This window comes from Dyadobacter psychrophilus (assembly GCF_900167945.1).
Lineage (GTDB): Bacteria > Bacteroidota > Bacteroidia > Cytophagales > Spirosomataceae > Dyadobacter > Dyadobacter psychrophilus.
In genome coordinates, this window is sequence record NZ_FUZA01000002.1 from 1,463,085 (window position 1) to 1,487,609 (window position 24,525).

The window sequence follows — 24,525 nt, forward strand, 5'->3', positions numbered from 1 at the left end:
GCTTTCGACACACAGGCAGTGGTTCGCAAAGTTAGGGCTTTAAGTAGAAAGTGCACCCTGGCGGTATTTTAAAGGGGTTACAAACTTTTTCCACTACCAATGAAACGCTTTTTACTTTTTCTTTTCCTGCTGCTCAACACATCGGTTTTCGCACAGGTAAAACTCGCCCGGCTGTTTTCTGATCATGTTGTTTTACAAAGACAAAAACCCATTCCGGTCTGGGGCTGGGCAAAAGCCGGTGAAAAGGTGAAAGTAATGCTCGCTCAGCAAACACTGCAAACCAAAGCGGACGCCTCCGGCAAATGGATGGTCAGGTTCACTCCGTTGGAAGCCGGTGGGCCGCATACGCTGAACGTGTCAGCGAAATCAGGGCAAACGACTGTAAATGATATCCTTATAGGCGAAGTGTGGCTTTGCTCCGGGCAATCCAATATGGAATGGAGCGTAGCGTCCGCGAAAGATTTTGCAATAGAAAAACAAAACGCAAATTTTCCCCAGATCCGTCATTTCAAGGTTGAGCACAATGTGACGTTGGAGCCGGAAATGGATCTGACCGCCGGTGAATGGCAAATCGCTTCATCGGAAACGGTGGGCGGTTTTACAGCTGTGGGATTTTTCTTTGCGCGTGAATTATATCAAAAGCTAAACATTCCCATTGGCCTGCTACATTCTTCCTGGGGTGGATCACAAATAGAAGGCTGGATAAGTAAAGAAGGCATGCTAAGCGATGATGAGCTGAAAACTTACGCGCAAAACCTGCCTGAATCCTGGCAGGAAGCCGATATGATGATGGACGCCAAGCTCAGGAAAACGCTTTTCAAAAGTGATTCTTACACTCCCACGCCTGAGGACGAAAAAAAATATGTGAGTGGAAATGCTGATTTTTCAACCTGGCTTAAGACGGTAGATCCCGTTGGACAATGGGATTGGAAAGGCTTAATGGGCTATCGCGGAAAGGGTTATATGGCCAAAGAAGTGGCGATCCCCGCCGATCTGATCGGGCAGGAAACCACTTTATCATTGGCCGAAAATGACAGTCCGAACAAGATTTATATCAATGGTAAACTAATTGGCCAAACTGCCGCGAAAGGCGTTCGCAAAGTAAAAATCCCGGCTAATTCCTGGAAAGAAGGCAAAAACCAGCTGGTTATAGATCTCGGAAACATGATTAGCACGCCCTGGTTCGGGCCGGGAATGATGGGCAATGCAAATGACATTTATGTGGAAGACGGCTCAGTCCAAATCAGTCTGGCCAAAGATTGGCTGCTTATGCCTTCATTTGCCGAAAAGCACGAATATGCGCACTTGATGAACAATGTCGGCACGAGCATTTACAACGCAATGATCGTTCCGCTGCTGCCGTTCGCAATCCGCGGATCACTTTGGTATCAGGGCGAGGCTAACACGGGAAGGGCTTACCAATATCGCAAGTCGTTCCCGCTGATGATCAATGATTGGCGCAGGCTATGGAATGATGAATTTTCTTTTTACTGGGTGCAGCTTTCAAGCTATGGAAAAGATGAGGATAGCAATAAAGGAAGTTATTGGGCAGAGTTACGCGAAGCGCAAAATATGACATTAAGCCTCCCGAAAACAGGCATGGCCGTGACCACGGACGTTGGCAACCCCAATAACATTCACCCGACAAACAAACAGGACGTCGCCCATAGGCTGGCGACCCAGGCTCTCAAAAACGATTACAGACAAAACATCCCCTATTCTTCTCCTCTGTATGACAAAGCACAATTCAATGATGGAAAGGGGGTTGTAACATTTAAACACGCCGAAAATGGTTTAACTGTGAAGGATCGTTACGGTTATCTCAGAGGCTTTGAAATTGCCGGCGACGACAAAGTTTTTTATTATGCAAAGGCGGAAATCAAGGGAAATACGGTTGAGGTTTCGCATCCGAAAGTACCCAAACCGGTTTCTGTAAGATATGCCTGGTCGGACGCGCCCGAAGAAGCTAATTTATTCAGCACGGACGGCTTTCCAGCCAGCAGTTTCAGGACCGACGATTGGCCCGGCCGCTCAGTCAATGGCAAATTTCAGTAACCAGCATTTTATTCATCCCTCTATATGTTAAAACCTCTTTCCGTATGCATTGCTGCGTCAGCACTTCTTTTGGTTGCCATTCAGCAAAAAGAATTTGAAAACAAACCAGCAGAGGACACAGAATGGCCGGAATATCTGGGTGGCCCGGACCGCAACCATTATTCCCCGCTCACGCAAATCAACCGGGAGAATGTGAACAAGCTAAAAGTCGCCTGGACATACGCTATGCCAGATTCTGGCCAGACGCAAGTGAATCCGATCATTGTCGACGGCGTTTTGTACGGCGTAACCAATACCGTCCAGGCTTTTGCATTGGACGCTGCAACAGGCAAGCAGATCTGGATTTTTGGGGATAAATCAAAGAACGGGTCCAACACAAGTCGCGGGCTCACCTATTGGAGCGATGGCGAGGACAAGCGCATTATGCACGCCATGGGCTCATCCCTGTATGCCTTGGACGCGAAGACCGGAAAGCCGATAGAGACTTTCGGAGACAAAGGGAAAATAGACTTACGCACCGGTTTACCAGACGTAGCCAAAGATAAATACATGGTTTCCAACACGCCCGGGACGATATTCGAGGATCTGATCGTGATGCCGATAAGACTTTCGGAAGATTCCGATGCGGCTCCGGGAGATTTGCGCGCATTCAATGTCAGGACGGGGAAGCTAGCCTGGACATTCCACACAATCCCTTATCCAGGCGAATTTGGCTATGAAACATTCCCGCCGGATGCGTACAAAAATACATTCACAGGAGCTGCCAACAACTGGGCGGGAACGGCCATTGATCGCGGGCGGGGAATTTTGTATGTTCCTACCGGCTCGGCGGGATATGATTTTTATGGCGGAAAAAGAAAAGGCACAAACCTTTTTGCCAACTGCCTCATTGCGCTGGACGCGCGGACAGGCAAGCGTTTGTGGCACTATCAAACCATGCACCACGATATGTGGGACCGCGATCTGCCTGCGCCGCCTAACTTAATTACCGTTACGCAAAAAGGTCCCGACGGTCAGCCCCGGAAAATCGATGCCGTGGCGCAGGTCAGCAAGCAGGGTTACGTTTTTATTTTCGACCGTGTTACGGGCAAGCCATTGTTTCCGATCAGGGAAGTTACCGCACCAAAGGATGCATTGCCAGGAGAATTCCCGTGGCCCACACAGCCAGTCCCAACCAAACCCGCTTCGTATGCAAGGCAAGCTTACACGTTAACGGAGAAAGACATAAGCCGTTACGCGCCGGATCACGATTCGCTTGTGATTAAATTTAAAAGTTATAAAAAAGCATTATTTGCAGCACCCAGTAAAGAAGGCACGGTGATCATGCCGGGCTTCGACGGAGGAGCAGAATGGGGAGGCGCCGCTGCTGACCCCGAGGACGGCATATTATATGTGAACAGCAACGAAATGGCATGGATACTTACCATGAAAGATACTCCGAAAGTCAGTGAAATGTCCAATCTCAGCCCCGGAGAAAAAGTGTATACAACGTATTGCGTCACCTGCCACGGCCCGCAGCGCAAAGGGAACGCCAAAAGCGGTTATCCTTCGCTCGTCGACATCGACGCGCGCCGCGACCGCGCTTTTGTAAGCCAGATCATCACCTCCGGTAAAGGCATGATGCCCGGTTTCACCATGCTCACAGCTGACGAAAAGCAATCGCTTGTCTCGTTTTTGTTCGGAGACGAAAAGGTGGAAGCTGCTTCCGGTGCAACGGCCTCCCAAAAAGTGTATCTGCCATATCAGAGCACGGGCTACAACAAATTTCTCGATGCAAATGGTCTTCCAGCCATTGCTCCGCCCTGGGGAACATTAAATGCCATTAACCTCAACACGGGCGAATTCCTGTGGAGAATCCCTTTTGGTGAAGTTGAATCTCTGAAAAAGCAAGGCGTCCCAACAACAGGAACCGAAAACTATGGCGGACCTGTGGTTACTGCCAGCGGCCTATTATTCATTGCCGCGAGCAAAGACGGGAAATTCAGGGTTTATGATAAAAAAAATGGAAAGCTGCTTTGGGAAACAATGCTTCCCGCCGCCGGGTTTGCCACGCCTTCAACTTACGCCGTGAACGGCAAGCAGTATGTGGTGATCGCATGCGGCGGCACAAAGCTTGGGACGAAGAAGGGTAACCAATATGTAGCTTTTGCATTGGAATGATAAAATTTCCACTTCCGGTTTCGGAAGCTTAATGTTTAAAAATATCTGCTTCACCGTAATGTTACCTTCTGTTTTTACTCAAAAGTTAAATCTTGGTAGTTGTAACAGCACCTTTTCCTATCAAACTGAATGTATACCGCTCGTGAAATCAAACTAGGGATCGTTATGTCCTTCGCATGGAGGCCAATAATGATCTTCTTTATTTATGCCGTCGTCCTTTGCACGTTGAGTTATGTTTCAGGCATCACGCTCGGCATATCCTTCGTTCCAATCGGGCTGATTGGTACGGCGGTGGCGTTTTATGTGGGTTTTAAAAACAATTCATCCTACGAAAGGCTCTGGGAAGCCAGGCGCATCTGGGGAGCCATCGTGAACGCGAGCCGCTCATGGGGAACCTTTGCAGCCACTTACATTCAGCCATTACCCGCGGATCCTGAGCATAATGCGAAAGAAATCAGTATCAAGCTCATACACAGGCACATCGCTTATGTTAATGCCCTGCGTCTACAACTTCGCGCGAAGAGTGTCTGGGATGATAAACATTCCATCGCCCATCATGTAGTCGCCGATCAGATGGACCCGGATGAATTTCCTCTTTTGCACACATTAAATAATTTTCTGCTGCCTGGCGAAACCGAATATTTTTTGTCCAAAAAAAATCCTGCAACGCACATTTTGAAAGCCCAGGCCAAACAGCTGGACGCGGTTTTCCGCAAAGGCGCGATCAATGAGTTGTTTTATTTCCAGATGATGGGGTTGATTCAGGAATTTTATAATCAGCAGGGCGCAGCGGAAAGGATCAAAAATTTTCCTTTTCCACGCCAGTATGCATTTTTCTCCAAAGTTTTCGTCTGGCTGTTTTTAGCGATCCTGCCATTCGGCCTTATTGGTGAATTTGCAAAACTCGGCGACGGCATGTTATGGCTCGCGATCCCCAGCTACATGATCATCGGATGGGTGTTTTACACCATGGAAGTTGTTGGCGATACGAGCGAAAATCCTTTTGAAAACGCGATAAACGACATTCCGATGACGGCCATTTGCCGTACCATTGAAATCGATCTCCGCGAAATGCTGGACGAAGCGAACATTCCCGCGCCGGTAAAAGCCGTCAACAACATTTTAATGTAATTGCCTAGGCGCTGTTTCGCTCGTCAACCTGTTCCTTAACCCGTTCCAGATCCATCACCGGCTTTTCATTTCCCATCAGGAAAGCCAGTGACTTGGTGTTAGGCAAATATTGGAATGTAACCCGGATAATGCCGGTGATCGGAATGGCGATAACCGCTCCTGCAATGCCCCACAGTACGCCGAAAGCGACCACCGAAGTGATGGTCATAAATGGATTAAGATCAACTTCTTTGCCCACGACATAAGGCTGCGTAATGTAGTTGTCGATCATTTGTGTGGCAAACATGACGATCACCACGACCAGCACACTCGAAGGCCCGCCTGAGACCAATGCCAGCATAGCCGCCAAACTTCCGCCGATTGCATTGCCGACGTAGGGAATAAATGAAAATACAGCGGCGATGAGGGCAAGCAGAAAAGCATACTTAACGCCGCCGATCATAAAACCTGTCCCGTAAAGGATCGCCAGAATGATCATGGCTTTCAGCATTCCGTAGAAATAGCCGCCCGATGTTTTCCGGATCTCCTTTAATGCCTTCCGAACGCGGATATGGTCCTGTTTGGGAAAATTGAGCAATATAAATTCTTTGAAACGCGCTCTTTGTGACAGCACCAAAACTACGTAGACGATAATCAGGATCACATTGGCAATGGCCCCTCCTACCGATCCGATTGCCGCAGGACTGCCGGTTCCGAGTTTTGATAACATTGTTTTCGCCTGAGCAAGCTGTTCGTCCGGATCCAGGCCGGACTTGGCTTCGATAAATTTTTGCGCATGTTCCAGATATTGAACTGATTGCTTTTCAATCTGGGCCCAGTCCCGGGAGATCATTTTCACCTGAATTGTAATCAGCAATCCCAAAAATACCAGAAACATCAGCAATGTTACCGTGCTCCCGGCTACGGCCCAGCCTTTTGAAAACCCTTTGGACATGAGCCAGTCCATAATCGGAATGAGCATCATGGATAACACGACGCCGATGGCAAGTGGCGCCAGGAAAGTTTTGCCGAAATACAGGCCGGCCGGAATTGCAATGATCAATAATACCCAAACTAAGAACTTAGAGACGCTTTCCTTCATGAAGAATATGTTTCGAGGGAAATATAAAAAATCATTCCAAGACGCCGATACACATTATACGTCCTGTGCTTATTCAGCTCGCCTATTCCAGTCGACTGGCAAATTCCAGCGCATTTTTCAAGTCTTCTTCTTTTTCGAAACTTGTTTGGTTGTCTTTTAAGTATTCGCTGAGCTTTCTTTTGTTTTTGGAATAGATTTTCAGCAGGTTGGGACGTGTAGCAAACATCACCCGATCGTTTTGGTCAATCAGGAAGAAAATAGACCTCCGCTTCAAAACGACCTTCACATTACTTTCCAGATCCTGAAAATTGCCATTTGAATTAATAAAAGAGGTATAACTTGAAATGGCCGAGGTTGAAGAATACCGTTCGTAGGAAGCATATTTTTCATTTCCCATTCTGACTAAAAACTGTTTATTCCCCAGTTTTACGCCATCAAAATCATTGATCGCATGAACATGTCCGTGGTCTTTTGTGTAATAGTATATTGCGTCCCCAACGAAAATCTTGTTGATATACTCGTTATCAATAAACATCAATGTATCCTTTTTGGCATCAACAAATAATACCTCGCCATGAACGAGGCTGTAATTCATCGGCGCTCTGGAAATTTTGCCGTTGCGAAACAGCACCCGGCCATCCTGAAATTTGCTAAACTGATAACGTTGTTCAAAAGGAATCACTTTGTTGACATCGGAGCCGTTCTTCACGCGGTAAATGTCATTGGTCTGGGCACGGACAATGTTTCCTGATATCAGCATGACAATGAGCAAAAACCAACGCTTCATGGCTATACGGGTTAGGGTAAGTTTTTTTCAATATTTCATTATAAATTTAGACAAATCGGGCAAATATTCCTTTTTTCTCTTCAATTCATATTCATAAATCGCCTGACCAAGGTTTTTCATGAACGGGTAGCAAACCTCTTTATACTCATATTTGTCATCATTATAAACGCCATCTTCATTGGATTGCACAACGGCTGTCAGCATAAATTCGATCTTATTTTCAAAATCAACGATGAAAGCATTGTCAATGATGAAGCCATAGGAATCGCCATACTTATTGAAAATCCGAATGTTTGATCTCGGAATCACCTCTTTATCAGCACCATAGAATAAAAATTTGGCATACACATTCCAGAATTCCTTCGGATCGTATTTCGGAAAATCGCTTTCAGAAGGATACTTGCTCATGTAAGTGTAAATCAGATTATAGTCCTGCCGGGTCAGATTAAAGCGCTCATTTTCAGGGAATGTTTCGGGGAAAAGCAGCTTTTTCATCACTTTCTGCTGATCTGTTATACTGAATGCATTCTTATTTGCCATATTAAAAGGCTTTGCTACAAACCGGTCCGAACTGTCCATATAAGCCTTCCCCATGCTCGTATTGGACAATGCAAGCGGATAATCCAGCGGATCAAATTTACCATGCTGATAATAAACGAGGCTGTCGCGATCATAAAACGAAACCGGATTCGTATTTCGCGAAGTAATGTCCGTGTCCTTCACTGCATAACGGTTGAGGATGCGACTCGTGGTTAAGCCATATTTCTTCAATTTCTGGTTTATTTCCGCCCTGCTGATAAACTCGTAAAGCCGGTTGTAGGCATCATTGTCGCTAACGAGCAGGATCTTTTTTATGTAATGTTCCAGAGACGGAAGGCCGTTTTCCGAAGAACTGTCCTTATCCACAGCGGTTTGCCGGGCAAAAGCAGATCCTGTTAGCATTGTACTTTTGGCGGTAAGTCCAGGCACATTGAGCTCGTTGATCTTTTCGAGTGCAAAAATTACCGTTGGCAGCTTAACCGTGCTTGCGGGAAAAAAATAATGCAGGTCGTTCAGGTTATAGCTGTAACTTCTGAAATGCGGAACATTGTTCTTGTCGCGATCGATCTGTGTGTACAGGATCTGCACTTCGTTCTTTTTGGGGTGGTTCAAAATACCAGAAAACAGCTCGGGTTTGCTCCTGAGCAGCTTTTCCAGAAACAATGTATCCGTTTCCTGCGCAAAGCAAAAAGTGGAAATGCAACTCAGCAAAATGCACGCCGTAAATAACCGAACCATAATCCGAATGTTTTGATAAGCTACTCTTCCCAGCCCGATATATAGGAGCCTTCTTCGGTCTTAACCGACGTTTCAATGGCGGCATTGATGGTTTCCATTTCCTCCGCCGTTAGGTCCCGCCATTTTCCGGTGGGTAAATTTTCCAATGTTACATTCATGATCCTGACACGTTTCAGCTTGGTAACATGGTAGCCCAAATACTCACACATGCGCCGGATCTGGCGGTTAAGGCCCTGGGTGAGTACAATTGTAAAGACGTGGCTTGCTTCTTTTTTTACGAAACACTTTTTGGTGATGGTGCCCAAAACAGGAACGCCCGATGCCATTTTATTCACAAATTCAGGCGTGATCTGCTTGTCAACTGTAACTACATATTCCTTTTCGTGATTATTTCCTGCTCTCAGGATTTTGTTCACAATGTCGCCGTCACTGGTCAGAAAAATGAGCCCTTCGGAGGGTTTATCCAACCTGCCGATCGGGAAAATACGCTCGGGATGGCGGATATAATCAATGATATTTCCTTTCACATCGCGTTCCGTCGTACAAGTTATGCCAACCGGTTTGTTAAATGCAATGTATACGGCCGCCTTCCTTACCTTCAATAATTTGCCATCAATTTTCACTTCATCGGCTGCCGTGGCCTTGTCTCCCAAAACCGCCCTTCTGCCATTCAGCATTACCCGGCCCTGTTCCACCAGCCTGTCCGCTTCCCGCCGCGAACAAAAGCCTGTTTCGCTGATATATTTATTTATCCTGATCAAAATCCTGCTTTTTAATTCTTATGCTAAGCCGTGATGGCTTTCCTATCGAAAAGCAAATTACTGCAATTCGCAAAAAATATCCGGTTTTTATTAAAGATTCCGGAACGTTGTCACTTTTACGTTACAAGCTGAAAAATTTTCAATTCAATTAATGAATCTAATCCCTTATGAGAAATCGTTTTTTACCATTAGCCGTTCTGTTCTGGCTTTCTTTATTAACCGTAGCCGCACAGCCTGCGAGGCGACCCGTAGAGATCGTAGTTACGGCGGACCGGGACGACTGGACCTATAAAACCGGTGATAAAGTTCAATTCCTGGTAACGGTCACGCGGAATGGGAATTTGGTTAAAAATGCCTCGATACGCTACGAAATCGGGCTTGAAAAGCTGGAACCTACTATTAAGGAAACAAAAACAGCCGCTGATGGCAAACTGACCATTGACGGCGGAACGCTAAAAACACCCGGTTTTTTAAGATGCATTGCCTGGGTAACCGTGGATGGAAACGAATATCGCGGCTTGGCAACAGCAGGCTTTGATCCACAAAAAATTGAACCCACTGTGGCTAATCCACAGGATTTCGACACATTCTGGGCCGCAGCCAAGCAGGAATTGTCCGCCGTTCCGATGGACGCCAAAATGACGCTCCTGCCCGAACGTTGCACCGAAAAAGTTAATGTATATCACCTGAACCTTCAAAATAACCGCAAAGGCGTTCGCGTTTACGGCATCCTGAGCATCCCGAAAAATGAAGGAAAATATCCTGCGCTGCTGCGCGTTCCCGGTGCCGGGGTGCGCGCCTACTATGGCGACGTGGTGACGGCCGAAAAGGACATTATCACACTCGAAATAGGGATTCACGGCATTTCCGTCATTATGGATCCTTCCGTATACACCGATATGGGCCAGGGACTTTTGAATGGTTATCCTGCATACAATATGGATGACCGCGATAAATTTTATTACAAAAGGGTTTATCTCGGCTGTGTGCGCGCTAATGATTTCCTGACAAGCCTGCCTCAATATGACGGGACAAATCTGGCGGTAACCGGCGGAAGCCAGGGCGGCGCATTGTCGATCATCACCGCTGGTCTTGATCCGCGCGTGAAATGGCTGGGCGCTTTTTATCCTGCATTGAGTGATGTAACGGGTTACCTGCACGGACGCGCAGGCGGCTGGCCACATTACTTTGACAAAACCGGTGTAAAATGGAACAACACCAAAGAGAAAGTAGCAACGGTGGCTTATTACGACGTAGTGAATTTCGCCAGAAGGGTTAAGGTGCCTGGTTTTTATATCTGGGGATACAATGATGAAACCTGCCCCCCTACTTCCATGTATGCGGCTTATAATGTCACCACTGCGCCTAAAGAGCTGAAACTGTTCCTGGACACTGGCCACTGGACTTACCAGGAAGAAAAGGACATCATGAACAACTGGCTGATCGAAAAACTGACTAAAAAATAGTTTAAAAACATTAAAAATGGATCGTAGAAACTTTATTGAAAAGTCGGCACTTGCCGGAGCAGCACTTTCGAGTGCTGCCTTCTCATCACTGCCACTTTTGAGCGCAATAAGCCGCGCCGCTCCTTACCGCACGGCATTGATCGGAACGGGCTGGTGGGGAACCAACATCCTGCGCTGCGCATTGCAATCGGGTGAAAACAAGTTGGTTGCGCTTTGCGATGTCGACGATAACCAGCTCAAAGTTTGCGCCGCAGAGATGGCTAAGCTCACGCCGGATAAGCCGAAGATTTACAAGGATTTCCGTGAATTGCTGGCCAAAGAAAAGCCGGAAGTGGTCATCGTTGCTACGCCGGACCACTGGCATGCGCTGTGCTGCATTGCTGCCATTGAATCGGGCGCGCACGTGTATGTAGAGAAACCTATTTCGCATACGATCAAAGAAGGCAGGGCAATGGTCAATGCGACACGCAAGCATGGAAAGATCGTGCAAGTGGGCACGCACAGGCGCGTTTCTCCACATAATGTGTCGGGAATGGAGTTTTTGAAATCGGGTAAGGCTGGGAAAGTCGGGATGGCGCGGGCGTTTGTACATTATGGTGGCGGCCCGGGCCAGAAAACACCCGACTCCGAACCGCCGCAAGGCATGGACTGGGATTTTTACTGTGGCCCGGCGCAGTTGCTGCCATATAATAAAACCATGCATCCGAGAGGATTTCGCGGTTATCTCAATTTCGCAAACGGAACATTAGGCGACTGGGGCATTCACTGGCTTGATCAGGTTTTGTGGTGGTCGGAACAGAAATATCCGAAAAAGGTTTATTCGACCGGTGGCAGGGCGATCAGGCAGGACAATACGGACGCTCCGGATCATCAGGTTGCGGTTTACGATTTCGATGGTTTTACATTGGAATGGGAACACCGGAATTTTGCTGCTAATAATGCGGAAAAAACACATCCGCAACAGGCAGTAGGCGTTTATTTCTACGGAACCGAAGGCACGTTCCACATGGGCTGGCTTGACGGTTGGACGTTTTACCCAACAGACCCCAAAAAACCGGTCATTCACCAGGACGCCCAGCTCAACAAGCCGGATGATCAGAACATTAAGGAACTTTGGGCAAACTTTATTGAATCCATCAAAACGAACAAGCCGCCGATCTCTGAGATAGAAATCGGGCAACGTTCAACGAATGTTGCGTTACTGGGAATGCTGTCCCTCAAATTGGGCAGAAGCATTATCTGGGACGGGGAAAAGGAAACGATCGAGGGAGATCCGGAAGCAAACAAGCTTTTGAGCAGAGAATACCGGGGAGAATGGAAATATCCGCAGGCATAAGCAAGAAAAAGGGATTGTTAGCTTTAACAATCCCTTTTTCATTTAGTCGATCTTCACAACCTCCGCCGGAATGTTGTACTGATCTATGATTTCGCGTGTGAACCTGACATGTCCTCGTGGCGCCATCAGATATAATTTAGCACCTTTCATGCCTGCAAGCTCGCTCAGCAACTTCCATTTTGAAATGCTTCCGCGTAGCTGATCTGTTTTCATTGACACTTCAAGATAGTGCCTGTTGAACATATTTACGCCAGTTACATCCGGGGTAAATTTGGCATTGTCGGCGGCCCGTTCGTAGGACTTCGGTGTTTCAAATCCTTCCATATTGGCCTGGATATCCTTAAACCCATGCGCCTGTGCCCACTTTACCACAAGTGGAATAAATAATTCCTTTTCCATAATATTAAATGAATAATTTTTTCTCTCCCGTCAACCAGGGAACTCCATAAAAATCAAACTAAACTGAGCAGAGGAAGTATTTTACCGAAAGCAGTCTGGATTGTAGTATTCTTACTAATCATGAAAGGTACAGGTTTTTGCCCTAATCAGCAAATTTTTACCCCAATCAGTTAGTCGTCCATCTCATCCATAAAATTGTAATAGGCCCTTAAAAGCTCCTGATGTGCTTTGGTGTTTTTTTGTAAAAGCGCCAGTGCCACCCCTTTGCGATAAATTTCCTCCGCCTTTTCTACTTCTTCTTTTGAAGCAAAAAATGAACCAGCATGATAATATGTAGGCAGGTAATCCGGATGGGTGGTCAGAAGAATATCAAAAAAATCAGCAGCTTTTTCCGGATCCGACTTGGTATACTCAATGGCGAGGGCGTAAACATTAAAGGGATCGCTGGGATCTTCTTCATAAAAGCTGAGCAAATTGCTGAGTAAAGTGCCGTTCATTGTATATTATTATGCTTGCATACTATTTAAGATTTCCCTTAATTTGCCCGGACAAAGTTATTCTCATACCAGACATTATTTATAAATAAAAGCTCATGAAAATACTCGTTTGTATATCCAATGTGCCCGATACAACCGCTAAGATAACATTTACGGACAACGACACCAGACTTAATAAAAATGGGATCCAGTATATTATCGGTCCGTATGATGATTATGCATTGGCAAGAGGTGTTGAATTAAAAGAACAATCAGGCGGCACTTTAACCGTTCTGCACGTGGGAGAAGCGGATGCTGACCCGCAGATCCGTAAGGCGCTCGCCATCGGTGCAGACGATGCAATCCGGGTCAATGCAGATCCGCTCGATTCTTACTTCGTGGCCGTCCAAATTGCGAATGTGGCTAAACAAAATAACTACGATCTCATCCTGATGGGGCGTGAATCCATAGATTATAATAGTGGCGTTGTGCATGGTTTAGTTGGGGAAATGTTGGGAATAGGCTCCTACTCTCCCGTAATGAAACTCGACATTGAAGGCGGTTCAGCGACGATAAGCAGGGAAATTGACGGTGGAAAAGAAATTCTCAAAGCACCTCTGCCGCTCGTGCTGGGCTGCCAGGAACCGATTGCAGAGTGGAAAATTCCCAACATGCGTGGCATAATGACCGCACGTACAAAGCCATTAAATGTGGTAGAGCCCGTTTCAGTCGACGAAATGACCGTGCCAGAAAAATACTTCCTGCCTGCTCCAAAGGGTGCTTGTAAGATGATCCCGGCAGGTGAGGCAGAAACATTGATCCGGCTTTTACGAACAGAAGCAAAAGTGCTGTGATCTTTTTGAATCAATTTATAAATCAAAACTGAGAGCAAATGTCAGTCCTTATATATGTAGAACTGGATAACGGTTCCATCAAAAAAACATCGCTGGAAGCAGTGGCTTACGGCGCAAAGGTCGCAGAAAAAACGGGTGATAAAGCGGTTGTTCTGGCCATTGGAGCGGCAGCTTCGTCTGCGCTTGAAATAGCAGGAAATTATGGCGCGTCCAAAGTGCTGCACGCATCGGATGAAAAACTGACGCACGAAAACAGCCTCGCATACGCAGATGCACTGGCGCAGGCAGTCGAGCAGGAAGGAAGTAAGATCATTGTTCTTTCCAAATCGGGCCTGGGTGACGCAATGGCGGCGCGGGCTGCTGCGAAGTTGAAGGCAGGCGTTGTGTCCGGCGTTACAGCATTGCCCGAGATCAATGGTTCCTTTAAAGTAACCCGTGGGATCTTCACCGGAAAAGCTTTTGCAACAACTGAGATGAAATCGGATGTCAAAATCCTGGTTGTGAAAAAGAATGTGATTGAAATCACCGAAAACGATGTGGCTTCCGCTAGCGCTGTTGTTGAAACTTTCTCACCACAATTGCGCGACGCCGATTTCCAGGCTTCGGTTGTCAATGTTGAAAAAGCCAGCTCCGAGTTGTCACTCACTGAAGCGCAAATAATTGTTTCCGGGGGCCGGGGAATGAAAGGGCCGGAGCATTGGCAACCATTAGTAGATCTTGCCAAAGCGCTTGGTGCGGCAACAGGATGTTCAAAACCCGTTTCTGACCTGGATTGGCGTCCACACCATGAACACATTGGTCAAACCGGAATTAAAGTTGCGCCAAATCTCTACATCGCCTGCGGAATTTCCGGCGCAATCCAGCACCTGGCAGGTGTTAACGGCTCCAAATGTATTGTGGTCATCAACAAAGATCCCGAAGCGCCGTTTTTCAAGGCAGCAGATTACGGAATTGTGGGCGATGTTTTTGAAATTTTACCCAAATTGACCGAGGCGGCCAAAAATCTCTAAAACTGCGCATTTAGCCCATATTTAAATTAATTGTAATAAATACCTCCTGGTCAGATTAGAAAAATAGCTTAAAAATCAGATAATTAAGCTGCTTTATTTCCATCCGGCTGTCAATGAGGCTCTTCTTAACCCGTACTTCATTTTTTTATGCAGTACGGGTTAATTATTTTTGCAACTTCGATTATAAATATCCAAGATATTCACCACAACTGTCAACCAAACTTGCGCATTTAGTTTAAACGTGAAAAAAATCAAGTTAGAAATTCTCGGGCTGTCCCCAAGCCAATCTCAGGCCGGTTCCTTCGCACTGGTTCTTGGCGAAGAGCTGGGCAACCGCCGCCTGCCCATTATAATTGGTGTGTTCGAAGCGCAGGCCATTGCAGTACAAATTGAAAATATAGTCCCAAACCGCCCGATGACCCACGATCTCTTCAAGTCGTTTGCGGATGGAATGAATTATACATTAAAAGAAATCGTCATTTCCGACCTGAAAGAGGGCATTTTTTATGCCAAGATCGTCTGCACGGATAATTTAAGGGAAGTGGAAATCGATGCCCGTCCCTCTGACGCCATCGCTATCGGTCTGCGTTTTGACATTCCGATTTTCACTTATGAAGCGATTCTTTCAGAGGCAGGGATTGTTTCGAGCTCCCTAACCGAAGACGAGGAAGATGATGAAGATGCGGTGAAAGAAACATTGAAAGCCACAGGTTCAAAAGATCAGCTGCGTGACCTCACATTTGACGAATTGCAGCGCATGCTGGACGATGCGCTTTTAAAAGAAGACTACGAAAAAGCTGCGAGCATTCGCGATGAAATGGGCAGGAGAAACTGATACGGCGGGCCAGGGTAAGTTAAAAATAGTTAACAAACCGGCCTTTTTCGCCCATATGACATTATAATTCTTATTTTTGCCATCGTTCAAACATTGGTTTGAGCCAACCGCTAAGCGAAACCTTACGCTCTTATGCCTAAAAAAAAGAAGATTGGAAGTTATCCCAATGCAATGATTGTAATGAGCCTCACGGCTGCATTGTTCCTGATCGGTTTTTGCGGGCTGCTTGTAATCCAATCCAAAAAACTGGTTTCCATTATCCGCCAGAACATTGAGGTCCGCGTCTTTTTGAATAAAGAAGAAACAAAAGCCGGCCAGGATTCCATATTAAGCGTTATCAATGCTAAACCTTACGTGCTCGTCTCAACGGAGGTGAAACCCATCACATTTGTTTCAAAAGAAGAAGCAGCGAAAGAATTTATCGAAGGCACGAAAGAAGATTTTGTGACTTTTTTAGGAGAAAATCCATTGCGAGACAGTTATCGTGTCAAAATTCAGGAAGACTATTTTGAGGAAGCCAAATTACAGCTGATCAAAAAAGATCTGGAAAAAATAAAGGGTGTTTACGAAGTTGTTTACCAGGAAGATCTTGCCGATAACATTAACAGGAACGTTACCAAAATTTACGTCGTGCTGGCCAGCTTCGCGCTGATTATGCTGATTATCATTGTGTTACTGGTTAATAACACCATCAAGCTTGCCATTTATTCGCAGCGTTTCCTGATCCGCAGTATGCAGCTTGTGGGTGCTACGAACGGGTTTATACAACGTCCCTATGTCATGCGAGGCGCCATCCAGGGTTTGATCGGCGGCGTTCTGGCCGGAGCATTATTGATCGGATTACAACAATTAGCGGTTCGCAATGTAGAAGGTTTGGGCATGTTGCAGGAATATGATAAAATCATCATTCTAATTGGCTCAGTACTTGCTTTGGGTATCCTTATCGGCATTTCAAGCACTTACCAGTCACTGGCGCGTTACCTGAGAATGGCGCTGGACGATCTTTACTGAGCCATTTGCAGCCAAAAATAAAAGTTTAGAACATAGAAAATCTCAAAATGATGAGTAACACAAAAAACGAACTTCCATTTTCGACATCGAACTATACGACGATGTTAATCGGCATCGCGGTGATCCTCGCCGGCTTCCTCATCATGACATTTGACAGCACCGAATTCGGTTTCGGTTTCCTGGGGCTGACATTAGGCCCGCTGGTTACCATTACCGGCTTCATCATTGAGTTCTGGGCTATCTTACGTAAACCCCGCAATTCATGAGTATTTGGCAAGCCATTATTTTAGCAATTGTTGAAGGGATTACCGAGTTTTTGCCCGTTTCGTCTACCGGCCACATGATCATCGCTTCTTCGTTCATGGGGATCAGTCATCTGGAATTCACTAAAATGTTTACGGTTAATATCCAGTTTGGTGCGATATTGTCCGTTTTAGTCCTTTACTGGAAGCGTTTTTTCCAAAGTACTGACTTTTATTTCAAATTATTTGTCGCATTTCTGCCTGCCGCTGTCATTGGTTTTTTACTGAATGATTTTATTGACGCCATGCTGGAAAATGTAATTGTAGTTGCCGTTTCACTGCTAGTCGGCGGGATTATCCTGATCTTCATCGACCGTATTGCCAACGACAACACCCGTGACAGGGAAATTTCTTATTTTGACGCGCTTAAAATCGGCTTTTTTCAGTGCATAGCCATGATCCCGGGCGTTTCGAGATCAGCCTCTACCATCATCGGTGGCATGTTACAGGGACTTTCGCGCAAGCAGGCCGCTGAATTCAGCTTTTTCCTTGCCGTTCCCACAATGGCCGCAGCCGGTGGCTATAAATTACTCAAAACCTACGACACGATCCAGGCAGAAGACATTAAGGTGCTCTTGATCGGAAATCTGGTTGCATTTGTAGTCGCAATGCTTGCTATCAAGTTCTTTATCACCTTTTTGACCAAATATGGTTTTAAAGTGTTCGGTTATTACCGCATCATTCTGGGGCTGATCCTTTTAGGGTTGCTTGCTTCGGGCTACAAGCTGGACATTGTCTAAGCGCTTCATTTAATACGCATACCGCAATTTGAATAACGAAAACAACATACCGGACGAAGGCGAAGTCATCCTGATCGACAAGCCTTTGACCTGGACTTCATTTGATGTCGCCAACAAGCTGAAAAGAGCTTGCAAATTCAAGAAAATCGGTCACGCTGGCACATTAGACCCCCTCGCTACGGGCCTGCTAATATTGTGTACAGGAAAGAAAACCAAGCAAATCGACACTTATCAGGCGCAGGAAAAGGAATACACCGGCACACTGGTGCTAGGAAAAACCACCCCCTCCATTGACCTTGAAACGGAATTCGACGCTGAATATCCAACCGATCATATTACGCCAGAAATCATGGAGAGCGCAAGGCTCGCGCTAACCGGCAGCATTACACAAACACCGCCGATATATTCCGCATTACGCGTGGACGGCGAGCGGCTTTACAAGAAAGCGCGCCGCGGCGAAGAGGTGGAGATCAAAAAGCGCAATGTCGAAATTTCCCTTTTTGAAATTGATGCTACGCACTTTCCATCGGTTGATTTTAGGATCATTTGTTCAAAAGGTACTTATATTCGCAGTATGGTTCGCGATTTTGGTCAGCTGACAGGCAGCGGTGCGTATTTAAGCGCACTGTGCAGGACACGGATTGGAGCGTTTGAACTAAAAAATGCGTGGAATCTTACCGATTTCATTCAGCAAAAAAGACTCGAATTGAAGTTAGAAGTGGACGAATGAATATTTATCACAGCCTGGATTCCTTTCAAAAACTGGAATATGGCGTCGTAACAAGTGGCACTTTTGACGGGGTGCATCTTGGACATAAAAAAATACTTTCCCGGCTTCGGGAAATCAGTGAACAGTCTGGCGGAGAAACCGTTGTACTTACTTTCTGGCCGCATCCGCGCATGGTTGTTTCGGAAGATAGCCAGGGTTTGCAATTGCTCTCGACCATTGACGAAAAGATCGAACTGTTCTCTCAACTGGGCATTCATCATTTGCTGATCGTCCCCTTTACGCGGGCGTTTTCCGAATTGTCGTGCCATGAATATATCAAAGAGATCCTTGTTGAAAAGATAGGCACGAAGAAACTGGTGATCGGCTATGACCATCGTTTCGGGCGCAACCGTGAAGGAAGCTTTGAATTTTTACAGGAAAATTGCGCTTCCTATGGCTTCGAAGTGGAAGAAATCCCTCGCGAGGACATCGAAGACATGGCGATCAGCTCTTCAAGGATACGCAAGGCATTGATCACCGGACATGTAGGCGAAGCAAACGGTTTGCTGGGCCGACCTTACACGCTTTCCGGCACAGTCGTAAAAGGCAAGCAACTGGGCCGTACCATTGGATTTCCTACTGCGAATGTGCATTTGCATGAATCGTACAAATTAATCCCGATGAATGGCGTTTACGTTATCCATGTTACTTATAGCGGGGAGCAATTCAAGGGAATGCTGAACATAGGCGTCAGGCCAACCGTGGACGGCACAATGCGGACGATCGAAGCCAATTTATTTGACTTTGACAAGGAAATTTACGGTGAAGATTTGAAACTCGAACTGCTTCATTATCTCCGTCCGGAGCAGAAGTTTGAAAATCTGGATATGCTGGTGCGCCAGATCAACATTGATAAAGAGAATTCTCTGGCTTACTTTTCTTAAAATATACCGTCATATATTACAAAAAGCGTGTCCAGACCGGCACGCTTTTATTGTTATTTGGTGTAATTGCATTCTCAATCTTTACAACCAACTAATACACCGCCTCTATGCAACATTACGATGCTATAGTAATCGGTTCCGGGCAAGCCGGAACGCCTCTTTCAAAAAAATTAGCCGAATCCGGCCTGAAGACAGCATTAATAGAAAAACGGTGGATTGGAGGGACTTGCGTAAACGACGGCTGCTCCCCTACCAAGGCCATGATCGCTTCGGCAAAAGCAGCTTGGTCTGTTTACCACAATAAAAGCCTGGGCATCATTACAGATCACTTTTATGTAGACTTCTCTGCCATCACACAACGCAAAAACGACATTGTACACCGCATGCGCAGCAATTCCGAGAAAAGCATTCAAGAAAGCAAAAACCTTGATCTGCATTACGGAACCGCAACATTTTCAGGCGACAAAGAAATCACGGTCACATTGAATGACGGCGGATCACTTACCCTTTCGGCTGACAAATTTTTCATCAATACAGGAGAAAAGCCCTCGATCCCCAAGATTGAAGGCATTGAAAACATAGACTATCTCACATCGACCAGCATCATGGAGCTGGATAGCATTCCCGAACACCTGCTTGTGCTGGGCAGCGGCTATATCGGGCTTGAATTTGGACAAATGTTTAAGCGGTTCGGAAGTAAAGTGACGATTCTGGAACCCTCAGAGCGTATTCTTAAAAAAGAAGATCAAGACATTGCAGACGAAGTAGTGAAAATATTGGCGGAAGAGGATATTGAAATTTTGACTAAAACGAAAGCACTTTCTGTTTCAAAAAACGGTGGAAAGATTATAGTAACCGTTGATAAAGATGGTAAGCAAAGTCAGCTCAACTGCTCTCATATACTTATCGCAACCGGCAGAAAACCGCAAACCAAAGCGCTGTCGCTTGAAAAAACCGGCGTGGAAACGGATGAAAAAGGTTATATCAAAGTTAATGATAGGCTCGAAACGACGGCGGCGGACATTTACGCGCTGGGTGATGTGAAAGGTGGCCCGGCATTTACGCATATTTCCTACGACGACTACCGGATTATTAGCGAGAATGTTATTGAGAAGGGAAACGCTTCTATCAAAGACAGGCTAGTCCCCTACTGCATGTTCATCGATCCGCAGCTTGGCCGTGTAGGCATTACCGAACAGGAAGCACGCGATCAGGGACTGGATATACTAGTGGCTACGATAAAAAATGACAGCGTGGCCAGGTCTATTGAAACCGGCGATGAAAGGGGCATGATGAAAGCGGTGATAGATGCCAAAACCAAACAAATCCTGGGTGCCTCGGTCCTGGCGGAACAGGGCGGTGAAATTGTTACTATTTTGCAAATGGCAATGATGGGCAATGTAACTTACGACCGCATTATGAACGGCGTATTTGCGCACCCGACCTATGCGGAATCGCTGAACAACCTTTTCATGTCCCTGGAACAGTAACATCATGATCATTGCCGAACACATCAGCAAAATTTTTAATGATATCAAGGCAGTTGACGACATTTCTTTTGAAGTAAAGGAAGGTGAAACCATGGTTTTGCTGGGCACAAGCGGTTGCGGGAAAACCACAACCCTCAAAATGCTGAACCGTTTGATTGACGCTTCCGGCGGTTCTATTTCCATTGACGGCAAAAATATTTTTGACCAGCAGCCAGAAATATTAAGACGTACAATCGGCTACGTTTCCCAAAGCAATGGTCTTTTCCCGCATTATTCCGTGGAAGAGAATGTTTCGGTGGTTCCAAAATTATTGAAATGGGACAAATCAAAAACCCGGAATAGAGCACAGGAATTACTTGAACAGCTTAAACTGCCTTTGGAAGAATTTGGCCACAAATATCCCGACGAACTAAGCGGTGGACAGCAGCAGCGTGTTGCGATTGCCCGTGCACTCATTTCCAATCCGCCTGTGCTGTTGATGGACGAACCGTTTGGCGCTCTGGACCCGATTACACGCGCAGGCGTTCGAAAGGAATTTTTAGAGTTGCCCGAATTGAAGCAAAAGACCATCGTGCTCGTAACGCACGATGTGCAAGAGGCATTCGAGCTCGGCGATCACATTTGTCTGATGGATAAAGGCAAGATTGTCCAGGCAGGAAATGCAAAAGACCTGATCCTGAAACCCGCTAATGCATTTGCCCGAAACTTTTTCGATCATCAACGGCTGTTCCTGGAACTAAGCGCACTTACTTTTCAGGATATTTTGAACATTGCTGATGCTGATTCCGCTTTTCAAAACAACGCCGACAATGCTTCGCTTCCTGAAATCAGTGCAAAGGCTAGCTTATGGGCAGGCATGGAAATACTTTCCGCTTCTAGCAAAGATGCGCTGATCGTGAGAAACGATACATTAAACATATCGAAAATCTATACAACATCTTCTATTCAAGAAGCTTACAGGATCCTAAAACAGCATAACTAATGGAAGTGCAGCAAAGTTTATGGGAATTCATGGCGCAGCAATCTGACAAGCTGTTGAGCCAGACACTTGCCCACATTGGCCTCACCTGCATCTCGCTCCTCATTGCCGTTGTGATAGGGCTTCCGCTCGGGATCTGGATCGCACAGCGCAACAAGGCAGCGTGGCTCGTGCTGGGCATTGCAGGTGTTTTGCAGACCATTCCCAGCATTGCATTACTTGGTTTTATGATCCCGTTGCTGGGAATAGGCGCGCTGCCAGCCATCACTGCGCTGTTTTTGTACGCATTGCTTCCCATTATCAGGAACACTTATACAGGAATCCGGGGCGTGAATCCGGCGGTTACAGAGTCGGCGCGTGGGATGGGCATGAGCCGGTGGCAGGTGCTATTTAATGTTGAACTTCCTCTTGCGATGCCCGTAATCCTGGCTGGTATCCGCACGGCAACGGTCATTAACGTGGGCGTGGCTACGCTTGCGGCCTACATTGCAGCGGGTGGTTTAGGTGAATTTATTTTCGGCGGCATTGCATTGAACAATTCAAATATGATCCTCGCAGGCGCAATCCCTGCGGCTCTGCTGGCCATATTTTTCGATCTGCTGCTTTCATTGGTTCAAAAAGCGAATGTCAGGAAAATGCGCAAGGTTTCGCTTGTGCTGCCCATTTTACTCCTTTTGCTATCTTCATTCTATATTTTTCCCTACGCCGACGCCAAAATGCTCGGCGGCTTTACCCCCGAATTTATGGGACGGGAAGATGGCTATCTGGGATTGAAATCAAAATATCAACTGAACATGCCGACTGTTGTAATAAGCGACGCGGTCATGTATAAGGCGGCTTACGAGAAGAAAATTGACGTCATCAGCGGATATAGCACAGATGGGCGGCTTAAAGCCTACAACCTCATCACACTGGAAGATGACAAAAGCATTTTTCCTCCCTACTATGCTTCTCCATTGGTTAGAAAAGATGTTTTGACAAAATATCCTGAGCTGGAAGCCGCAATAAATTTACTGTCAGGAAAGATCAATGACTCGATCATGACCGACTTGAATTACCGCGTCGATTATCTGAAACAAAGCCCTGAAAAGGTGGCGCAGGATTTTATTCTGGCCAATGATCTTTACAAAAAATCAAAAAACGGAAATAAGGGCGTTATCCGCCTCGGCTCCAAGATATTCGCAGAACAATATATTCTGATCAATATCTATAAAGCGCTTATCGAAGGGAACACGGAATTAAAAGTTGAAACAAAAACAGGACTTGGCGGAACGAAGATTTGTTTTGATGCATTAACCAATAATGAGATCGATATGTATCCTGAATACACGGGAACGGGCCTTTTGGTAATTTTGAAACCTACGAAGAACGATCTGGCAGCGCTGTCCGGCAGTCGTGAAAAAGTTTTCAATTATGTTCAAAAAGGTTTTGACGAGCAGTATAACCTGCAATGGCTCAAACCGATCGGTTTCAATAATGCCTATGCCCTGATGATGCGAAAAGAGCAGGCACAATCCTTGAATATAAGAACTATTACAGATTTAAAAGATTATGTATCCACTGACAACCACCGCCATTAGTGAAGCATATAATCGTGTCAGACAGCATTCAGAAACAATATGTGAACCGCTTGAAACCGAAGACTATGTGCCACAGCCCGTTCCATTCGTAAGTCCGCCAAAGTGGCACCTGGCGCATTCAACATGGTTTTTTGAAACGTTTATCATCAAACCGTTTCTGCCTGGCTACCAGGTTTTCGACACCGACTACAATTACCTTTTCAACAGCTATTACAACAATGTCGGCGAACGCACCCTGCGCACTGACAGGGGAAATGTTACACGGCCGACGACCAAAAATGTGTATGCTTACCGGCAACATGTGGATCGACATATGTCCGATCTGCTAGAAACATTAGCTGACCCCGAAGCGCTATCGCTGGTGGAGCTTGGGCTGCATCACGAGCAGCAGCATCAGGAACTGCTCGTTACAGATATCAAATATATTCTCGGCCATAATCCATTGTTTCCTGTTTACAAATCGGGTCATAACCTGGTTAATGATTCAAATGATGAAACTGGTTTCGCCCATATCCCGGAAGGCGTCTATGAAGTTGGGTTTCAGGGTGAAGGTTTTTGCTTTGACAATGAGCTGGGACGGCATAAAGTGTATTTGCATGACTTTGAAATTTCCAAAGCGCTGGTTACCAACGCTGAATTTATCCAGTTTATGGAAAGTGGCTGCTATGAGGACTTTAATTTATGGCTGGACGAAGGCTGGTCTTGGGTTAATGCCAATGCTATTAATTCTCCCATGTATTGGCATAAAATAAACGGTGCGTGGCATTATTACACCCTGGACGGATTGCAGGAGGTAAATCCGCAAGCCATTTTGAGCCACATTAATTTTTTCGAAGCTTCGGCTTTCGCGCAATGGAAAGGGATGCGATTACCAACTGAATCCGAGTGGGAAATTGCTTCGCAGCAGTTTGGCTGGGGAAAGCGTTGGGAATGGACCAACAGCGCCTATCTGCCTTATCCCGGCTTTTCCAAGGCTCCCGGCGCTGTTGGAGAATACAATGGGAAATTCATGATCAATCAAATGGTGCTTCGCGGCGCCTCCGTCGCCACTTCTCCCGGACATAGCCGCAACACTTACCGCAACTTTTTTCACGCACACGAGCGCTGGCAATACACCGGCATAAGGCTGGTGAAGTAATTG

The 24,525-nt window shown here is 46.2% G+C and carries 23 protein-coding genes; 17 read left to right on the top strand and 6 right to left on the bottom strand.

What is annotated here, in order from left to right:
- Positions 1–99: 99 nt before the first annotated feature.
- The 3 genes from B5X68_RS12945 (at position 100) to B5X68_RS12955 (ending at position 5,346) form a co-directional block, all read left to right on the top strand.
- A complete protein-coding gene (locus B5X68_RS12945; RefSeq protein WP_082215081.1) occupies positions 100–2,055 on the top strand; it encodes a sialate O-acetylesterase in 1,956 nt (651 codons plus the stop codon).
- Between the two features lie 24 nt (positions 2,056–2,079).
- Complete coding sequence (locus tag B5X68_RS12950) at positions 2,080–4,215, top strand: outer membrane protein assembly factor BamB family protein (RefSeq protein ID WP_082215082.1); 2,136 nt, start codon at positions 2,080–2,082, stop codon at positions 4,213–4,215.
- A 165-nt stretch (positions 4,216–4,380) separates the two neighbouring features.
- Positions 4,381–5,346, top strand: a complete 966-nt coding sequence (locus B5X68_RS12955; protein ID WP_262485865.1) for a bestrophin family protein — start codon at positions 4,381–4,383, stop codon at positions 5,344–5,346.
- A gap of 4 nt (positions 5,347–5,350) precedes the next feature.
- Here B5X68_RS12955 and B5X68_RS12960 read toward each other — a convergent pair whose 3' ends face one another.
- The 4 genes from B5X68_RS12960 to rluF all read right to left on the bottom strand — a co-directional run bounded on the left by B5X68_RS12960 (position 5,351) and on the right by rluF (position 9,253).
- Positions 5,351–6,427, bottom strand: coding sequence for an AI-2E family transporter (locus B5X68_RS12960; protein ID WP_082215084.1), 1,077 nt, complete (start codon positions 6,425–6,427; stop codon positions 5,351–5,353).
- 82 nt (positions 6,428–6,509) lie between these two features.
- Positions 6,510–7,214 (bottom strand): hypothetical protein, encoded by a 705-nt coding sequence (locus tag B5X68_RS12965; protein ID WP_082215085.1) that lies wholly within the window; start codon positions 7,212–7,214, stop codon positions 6,510–6,512.
- 27 nt (positions 7,215–7,241) lie between these two features.
- A complete protein-coding gene (locus tag B5X68_RS12970) occupies positions 7,242–8,492 on the bottom strand; it encodes a serine hydrolase (protein WP_082215086.1) in 1,251 nt (416 codons plus the stop codon).
- A gap of 20 nt (positions 8,493–8,512) precedes the next feature.
- Positions 8,513–9,253: a 23S rRNA pseudouridine(2604) synthase RluF gene (rluF, locus tag B5X68_RS12975; RefSeq protein ID WP_229208387.1), complete on the bottom strand. Its 741-nt coding sequence runs from the start codon at positions 9,251–9,253 to the stop codon at positions 8,513–8,515.
- A 167-nt stretch (positions 9,254–9,420) separates the two neighbouring features.
- On the opposite strand from rluF, the gene B5X68_RS12980 reads away from it, so the two are divergent.
- Positions 9,421–10,719, top strand: a complete 1,299-nt coding sequence (locus B5X68_RS12980; protein ID WP_082215087.1) for an acetylxylan esterase — start codon at positions 9,421–9,423, stop codon at positions 10,717–10,719.
- A gap of 16 nt (positions 10,720–10,735) precedes the next feature.
- Positions 10,736–12,055, top strand: coding sequence for a Gfo/Idh/MocA family protein (locus B5X68_RS12985; RefSeq protein WP_082215088.1), 1,320 nt, complete (start codon positions 10,736–10,738; stop codon positions 12,053–12,055).
- 42 nt (positions 12,056–12,097) lie between these two features.
- Here the strand turns inward: B5X68_RS12985 and B5X68_RS12990 are convergent, their stop codons facing one another.
- Both B5X68_RS12990 and B5X68_RS12995 read right to left on the bottom strand, forming a co-directional pair.
- Positions 12,098–12,454, bottom strand: a complete 357-nt coding sequence (locus B5X68_RS12990) for a hypothetical protein (RefSeq protein ID WP_026632110.1) — start codon at positions 12,452–12,454, stop codon at positions 12,098–12,100.
- Positions 12,455–12,624: 170 nt separating this feature from the next.
- The gene (locus tag B5X68_RS12995; protein ID WP_082215089.1) at positions 12,625–12,951 is read right to left on the bottom strand and encodes a tetratricopeptide repeat protein; all 327 of its coding nucleotides are present in this window, start codon (positions 12,949–12,951) and stop codon (positions 12,625–12,627) included.
- A gap of 95 nt (positions 12,952–13,046) precedes the next feature.
- Between B5X68_RS12995 and B5X68_RS13000 the strand changes: the two genes are divergently transcribed.
- The 12 genes from B5X68_RS13000 (at position 13,047) to egtB (ending at position 24,522) form a co-directional block, all read left to right on the top strand.
- On the top strand, positions 13,047–13,784 hold the full coding sequence (locus B5X68_RS13000) for an electron transfer flavoprotein subunit beta/FixA family protein (RefSeq protein WP_082215090.1): 738 nt from the start codon (positions 13,047–13,049) through the stop codon (positions 13,782–13,784).
- A 38-nt stretch (positions 13,785–13,822) separates the two neighbouring features.
- Complete coding sequence (locus B5X68_RS13005; RefSeq protein ID WP_082215091.1) at positions 13,823–14,794, top strand: electron transfer flavoprotein subunit alpha/FixB family protein; 972 nt, start codon at positions 13,823–13,825, stop codon at positions 14,792–14,794.
- 241 nt (positions 14,795–15,035) lie between these two features.
- Positions 15,036–15,629 carry a bifunctional nuclease domain-containing protein gene (locus tag B5X68_RS13010; protein WP_082215092.1) on the top strand — a complete coding sequence of 198 codons (594 nt, stop codon included), beginning with the start codon at positions 15,036–15,038 and terminating at the stop codon, positions 15,627–15,629.
- 132 nt (positions 15,630–15,761) lie between these two features.
- Positions 15,762–16,640 carry a cell division protein FtsX gene (locus B5X68_RS13015; RefSeq protein WP_082215093.1) on the top strand — a complete coding sequence of 293 codons (879 nt, stop codon included), beginning with the start codon at positions 15,762–15,764 and terminating at the stop codon, positions 16,638–16,640.
- 47 nt (positions 16,641–16,687) lie between these two features.
- Positions 16,688–16,906 (top strand): DUF3098 domain-containing protein, encoded by a 219-nt coding sequence (locus B5X68_RS13020; RefSeq protein ID WP_229208388.1) that lies wholly within the window; start codon positions 16,688–16,690, stop codon positions 16,904–16,906.
- Positions 16,903–17,682 carry an undecaprenyl-diphosphate phosphatase gene (locus B5X68_RS13025; protein ID WP_082215095.1) on the top strand — a complete coding sequence of 260 codons (780 nt, stop codon included), beginning with the start codon at positions 16,903–16,905 and terminating at the stop codon, positions 17,680–17,682. The genes B5X68_RS13020 and B5X68_RS13025 overlap by 4 nt, the downstream gene beginning before the upstream one ends.
- 28 nt (positions 17,683–17,710) lie before the next feature.
- Positions 17,711–18,412, top strand: a complete 702-nt coding sequence (gene truB, locus B5X68_RS13030) for a tRNA pseudouridine(55) synthase TruB (RefSeq protein WP_082215096.1) — start codon at positions 17,711–17,713, stop codon at positions 18,410–18,412.
- Positions 18,409–19,335: a bifunctional riboflavin kinase/FAD synthetase gene (locus tag B5X68_RS13035; RefSeq protein ID WP_082215097.1), complete on the top strand. Its 927-nt coding sequence runs from the start codon at positions 18,409–18,411 to the stop codon at positions 19,333–19,335. The genes truB and B5X68_RS13035 overlap by 4 nt, the downstream gene beginning before the upstream one ends.
- 107 nt (positions 19,336–19,442) lie before the next feature.
- Complete coding sequence (locus tag B5X68_RS13040; protein WP_082215098.1) at positions 19,443–20,825, top strand: mercuric reductase; 1,383 nt, start codon at positions 19,443–19,445, stop codon at positions 20,823–20,825.
- A 4-nt stretch (positions 20,826–20,829) separates the two neighbouring features.
- On the top strand, positions 20,830–21,807 hold the full coding sequence (locus tag B5X68_RS13045; RefSeq protein WP_082215099.1) for an ABC transporter ATP-binding protein: 978 nt from the start codon (positions 20,830–20,832) through the stop codon (positions 21,805–21,807).
- Entirely contained in the window at positions 21,807–23,384 is a 1,578-nt protein-coding gene (locus B5X68_RS13050) for an ABC transporter permease/substrate-binding protein (protein WP_082215100.1), read from the top strand. The genes B5X68_RS13045 and B5X68_RS13050 overlap by 1 nt, the downstream gene beginning before the upstream one ends.
- Positions 23,356–24,522: an ergothioneine biosynthesis protein EgtB gene (gene egtB / locus B5X68_RS13055; RefSeq protein WP_082215101.1), complete on the top strand. Its 1,167-nt coding sequence runs from the start codon at positions 23,356–23,358 to the stop codon at positions 24,520–24,522. Before B5X68_RS13050 ends, egtB begins: the two co-directional genes overlap by 29 nt.
- The last annotated feature ends 3 nt before the right edge of the window (positions 24,523–24,525 follow it).

Bases quoted from the DNA above. Each gene is read 5' to 3' on its own strand.
- B5X68_RS12980 (WP_082215087.1), top strand. From the start codon at position 9,421: ATGAGAAATCGTTTTTTACCATTAGCCGTTCTGTTCTGGCTTTCTTTA.
- B5X68_RS12955 (WP_262485865.1), top strand. From the start codon at position 4,381: ATGTCCTTCGCATGGAGGCCAATAATGATCTTCTTTATTTATGCCGTC.
- B5X68_RS13040 (WP_082215098.1), top strand. From the start codon at position 19,443: ATGCAACATTACGATGCTATAGTAATCGGTTCCGGGCAAGCCGGAACG.
- B5X68_RS12945 (WP_082215081.1), top strand. From the start codon at position 100: ATGAAACGCTTTTTACTTTTTCTTTTCCTGCTGCTCAACACATCGGTT.
- B5X68_RS13050 (WP_082215100.1), top strand. From the start codon at position 21,807: ATGGAAGTGCAGCAAAGTTTATGGGAATTCATGGCGCAGCAATCTGAC.
- B5X68_RS12960 (WP_082215084.1), bottom strand. From the start codon at position 6,427: ATGAAGGAAAGCGTCTCTAAGTTCTTAGTTTGGGTATTATTGATCATT.
- B5X68_RS13045 (WP_082215099.1), top strand. From the start codon at position 20,830: ATGATCATTGCCGAACACATCAGCAAAATTTTTAATGATATCAAGGCA.
- B5X68_RS13000 (WP_082215090.1), top strand. From the start codon at position 13,047: ATGAAAATACTCGTTTGTATATCCAATGTGCCCGATACAACCGCTAAG.
- B5X68_RS13035 (WP_082215097.1), top strand. From the start codon at position 18,409: ATGAATATTTATCACAGCCTGGATTCCTTTCAAAAACTGGAATATGGC.
- B5X68_RS13005 (WP_082215091.1), top strand. From the start codon at position 13,823: ATGTCAGTCCTTATATATGTAGAACTGGATAACGGTTCCATCAAAAAA.
- B5X68_RS13020 (WP_229208388.1), top strand. From the start codon at position 16,688: ATGATGAGTAACACAAAAAACGAACTTCCATTTTCGACATCGAACTAT.
- B5X68_RS12950 (WP_082215082.1), top strand. From the start codon at position 2,080: ATGTTAAAACCTCTTTCCGTATGCATTGCTGCGTCAGCACTTCTTTTG.
- B5X68_RS13015 (WP_082215093.1), top strand. From the start codon at position 15,762: ATGCCTAAAAAAAAGAAGATTGGAAGTTATCCCAATGCAATGATTGTA.
- B5X68_RS12995 (WP_082215089.1), bottom strand. From the start codon at position 12,951: ATGAACGGCACTTTACTCAGCAATTTGCTCAGCTTTTATGAAGAAGAT.
- B5X68_RS13025 (WP_082215095.1), top strand. From the start codon at position 16,903: ATGAGTATTTGGCAAGCCATTATTTTAGCAATTGTTGAAGGGATTACC.
- B5X68_RS12970 (WP_082215086.1), bottom strand. From the start codon at position 8,492: ATGGTTCGGTTATTTACGGCGTGCATTTTGCTGAGTTGCATTTCCACT.
- B5X68_RS12990 (WP_026632110.1), bottom strand. From the start codon at position 12,454: ATGGAAAAGGAATTATTTATTCCACTTGTGGTAAAGTGGGCACAGGCG.
- egtB (WP_082215101.1), top strand. From the start codon at position 23,356: ATGTATCCACTGACAACCACCGCCATTAGTGAAGCATATAATCGTGTC.
- B5X68_RS12965 (WP_082215085.1), bottom strand. From the start codon at position 7,214: ATGAAGCGTTGGTTTTTGCTCATTGTCATGCTGATATCAGGAAACATT.
- B5X68_RS12985 (WP_082215088.1), top strand. From the start codon at position 10,736: ATGGATCGTAGAAACTTTATTGAAAAGTCGGCACTTGCCGGAGCAGCA.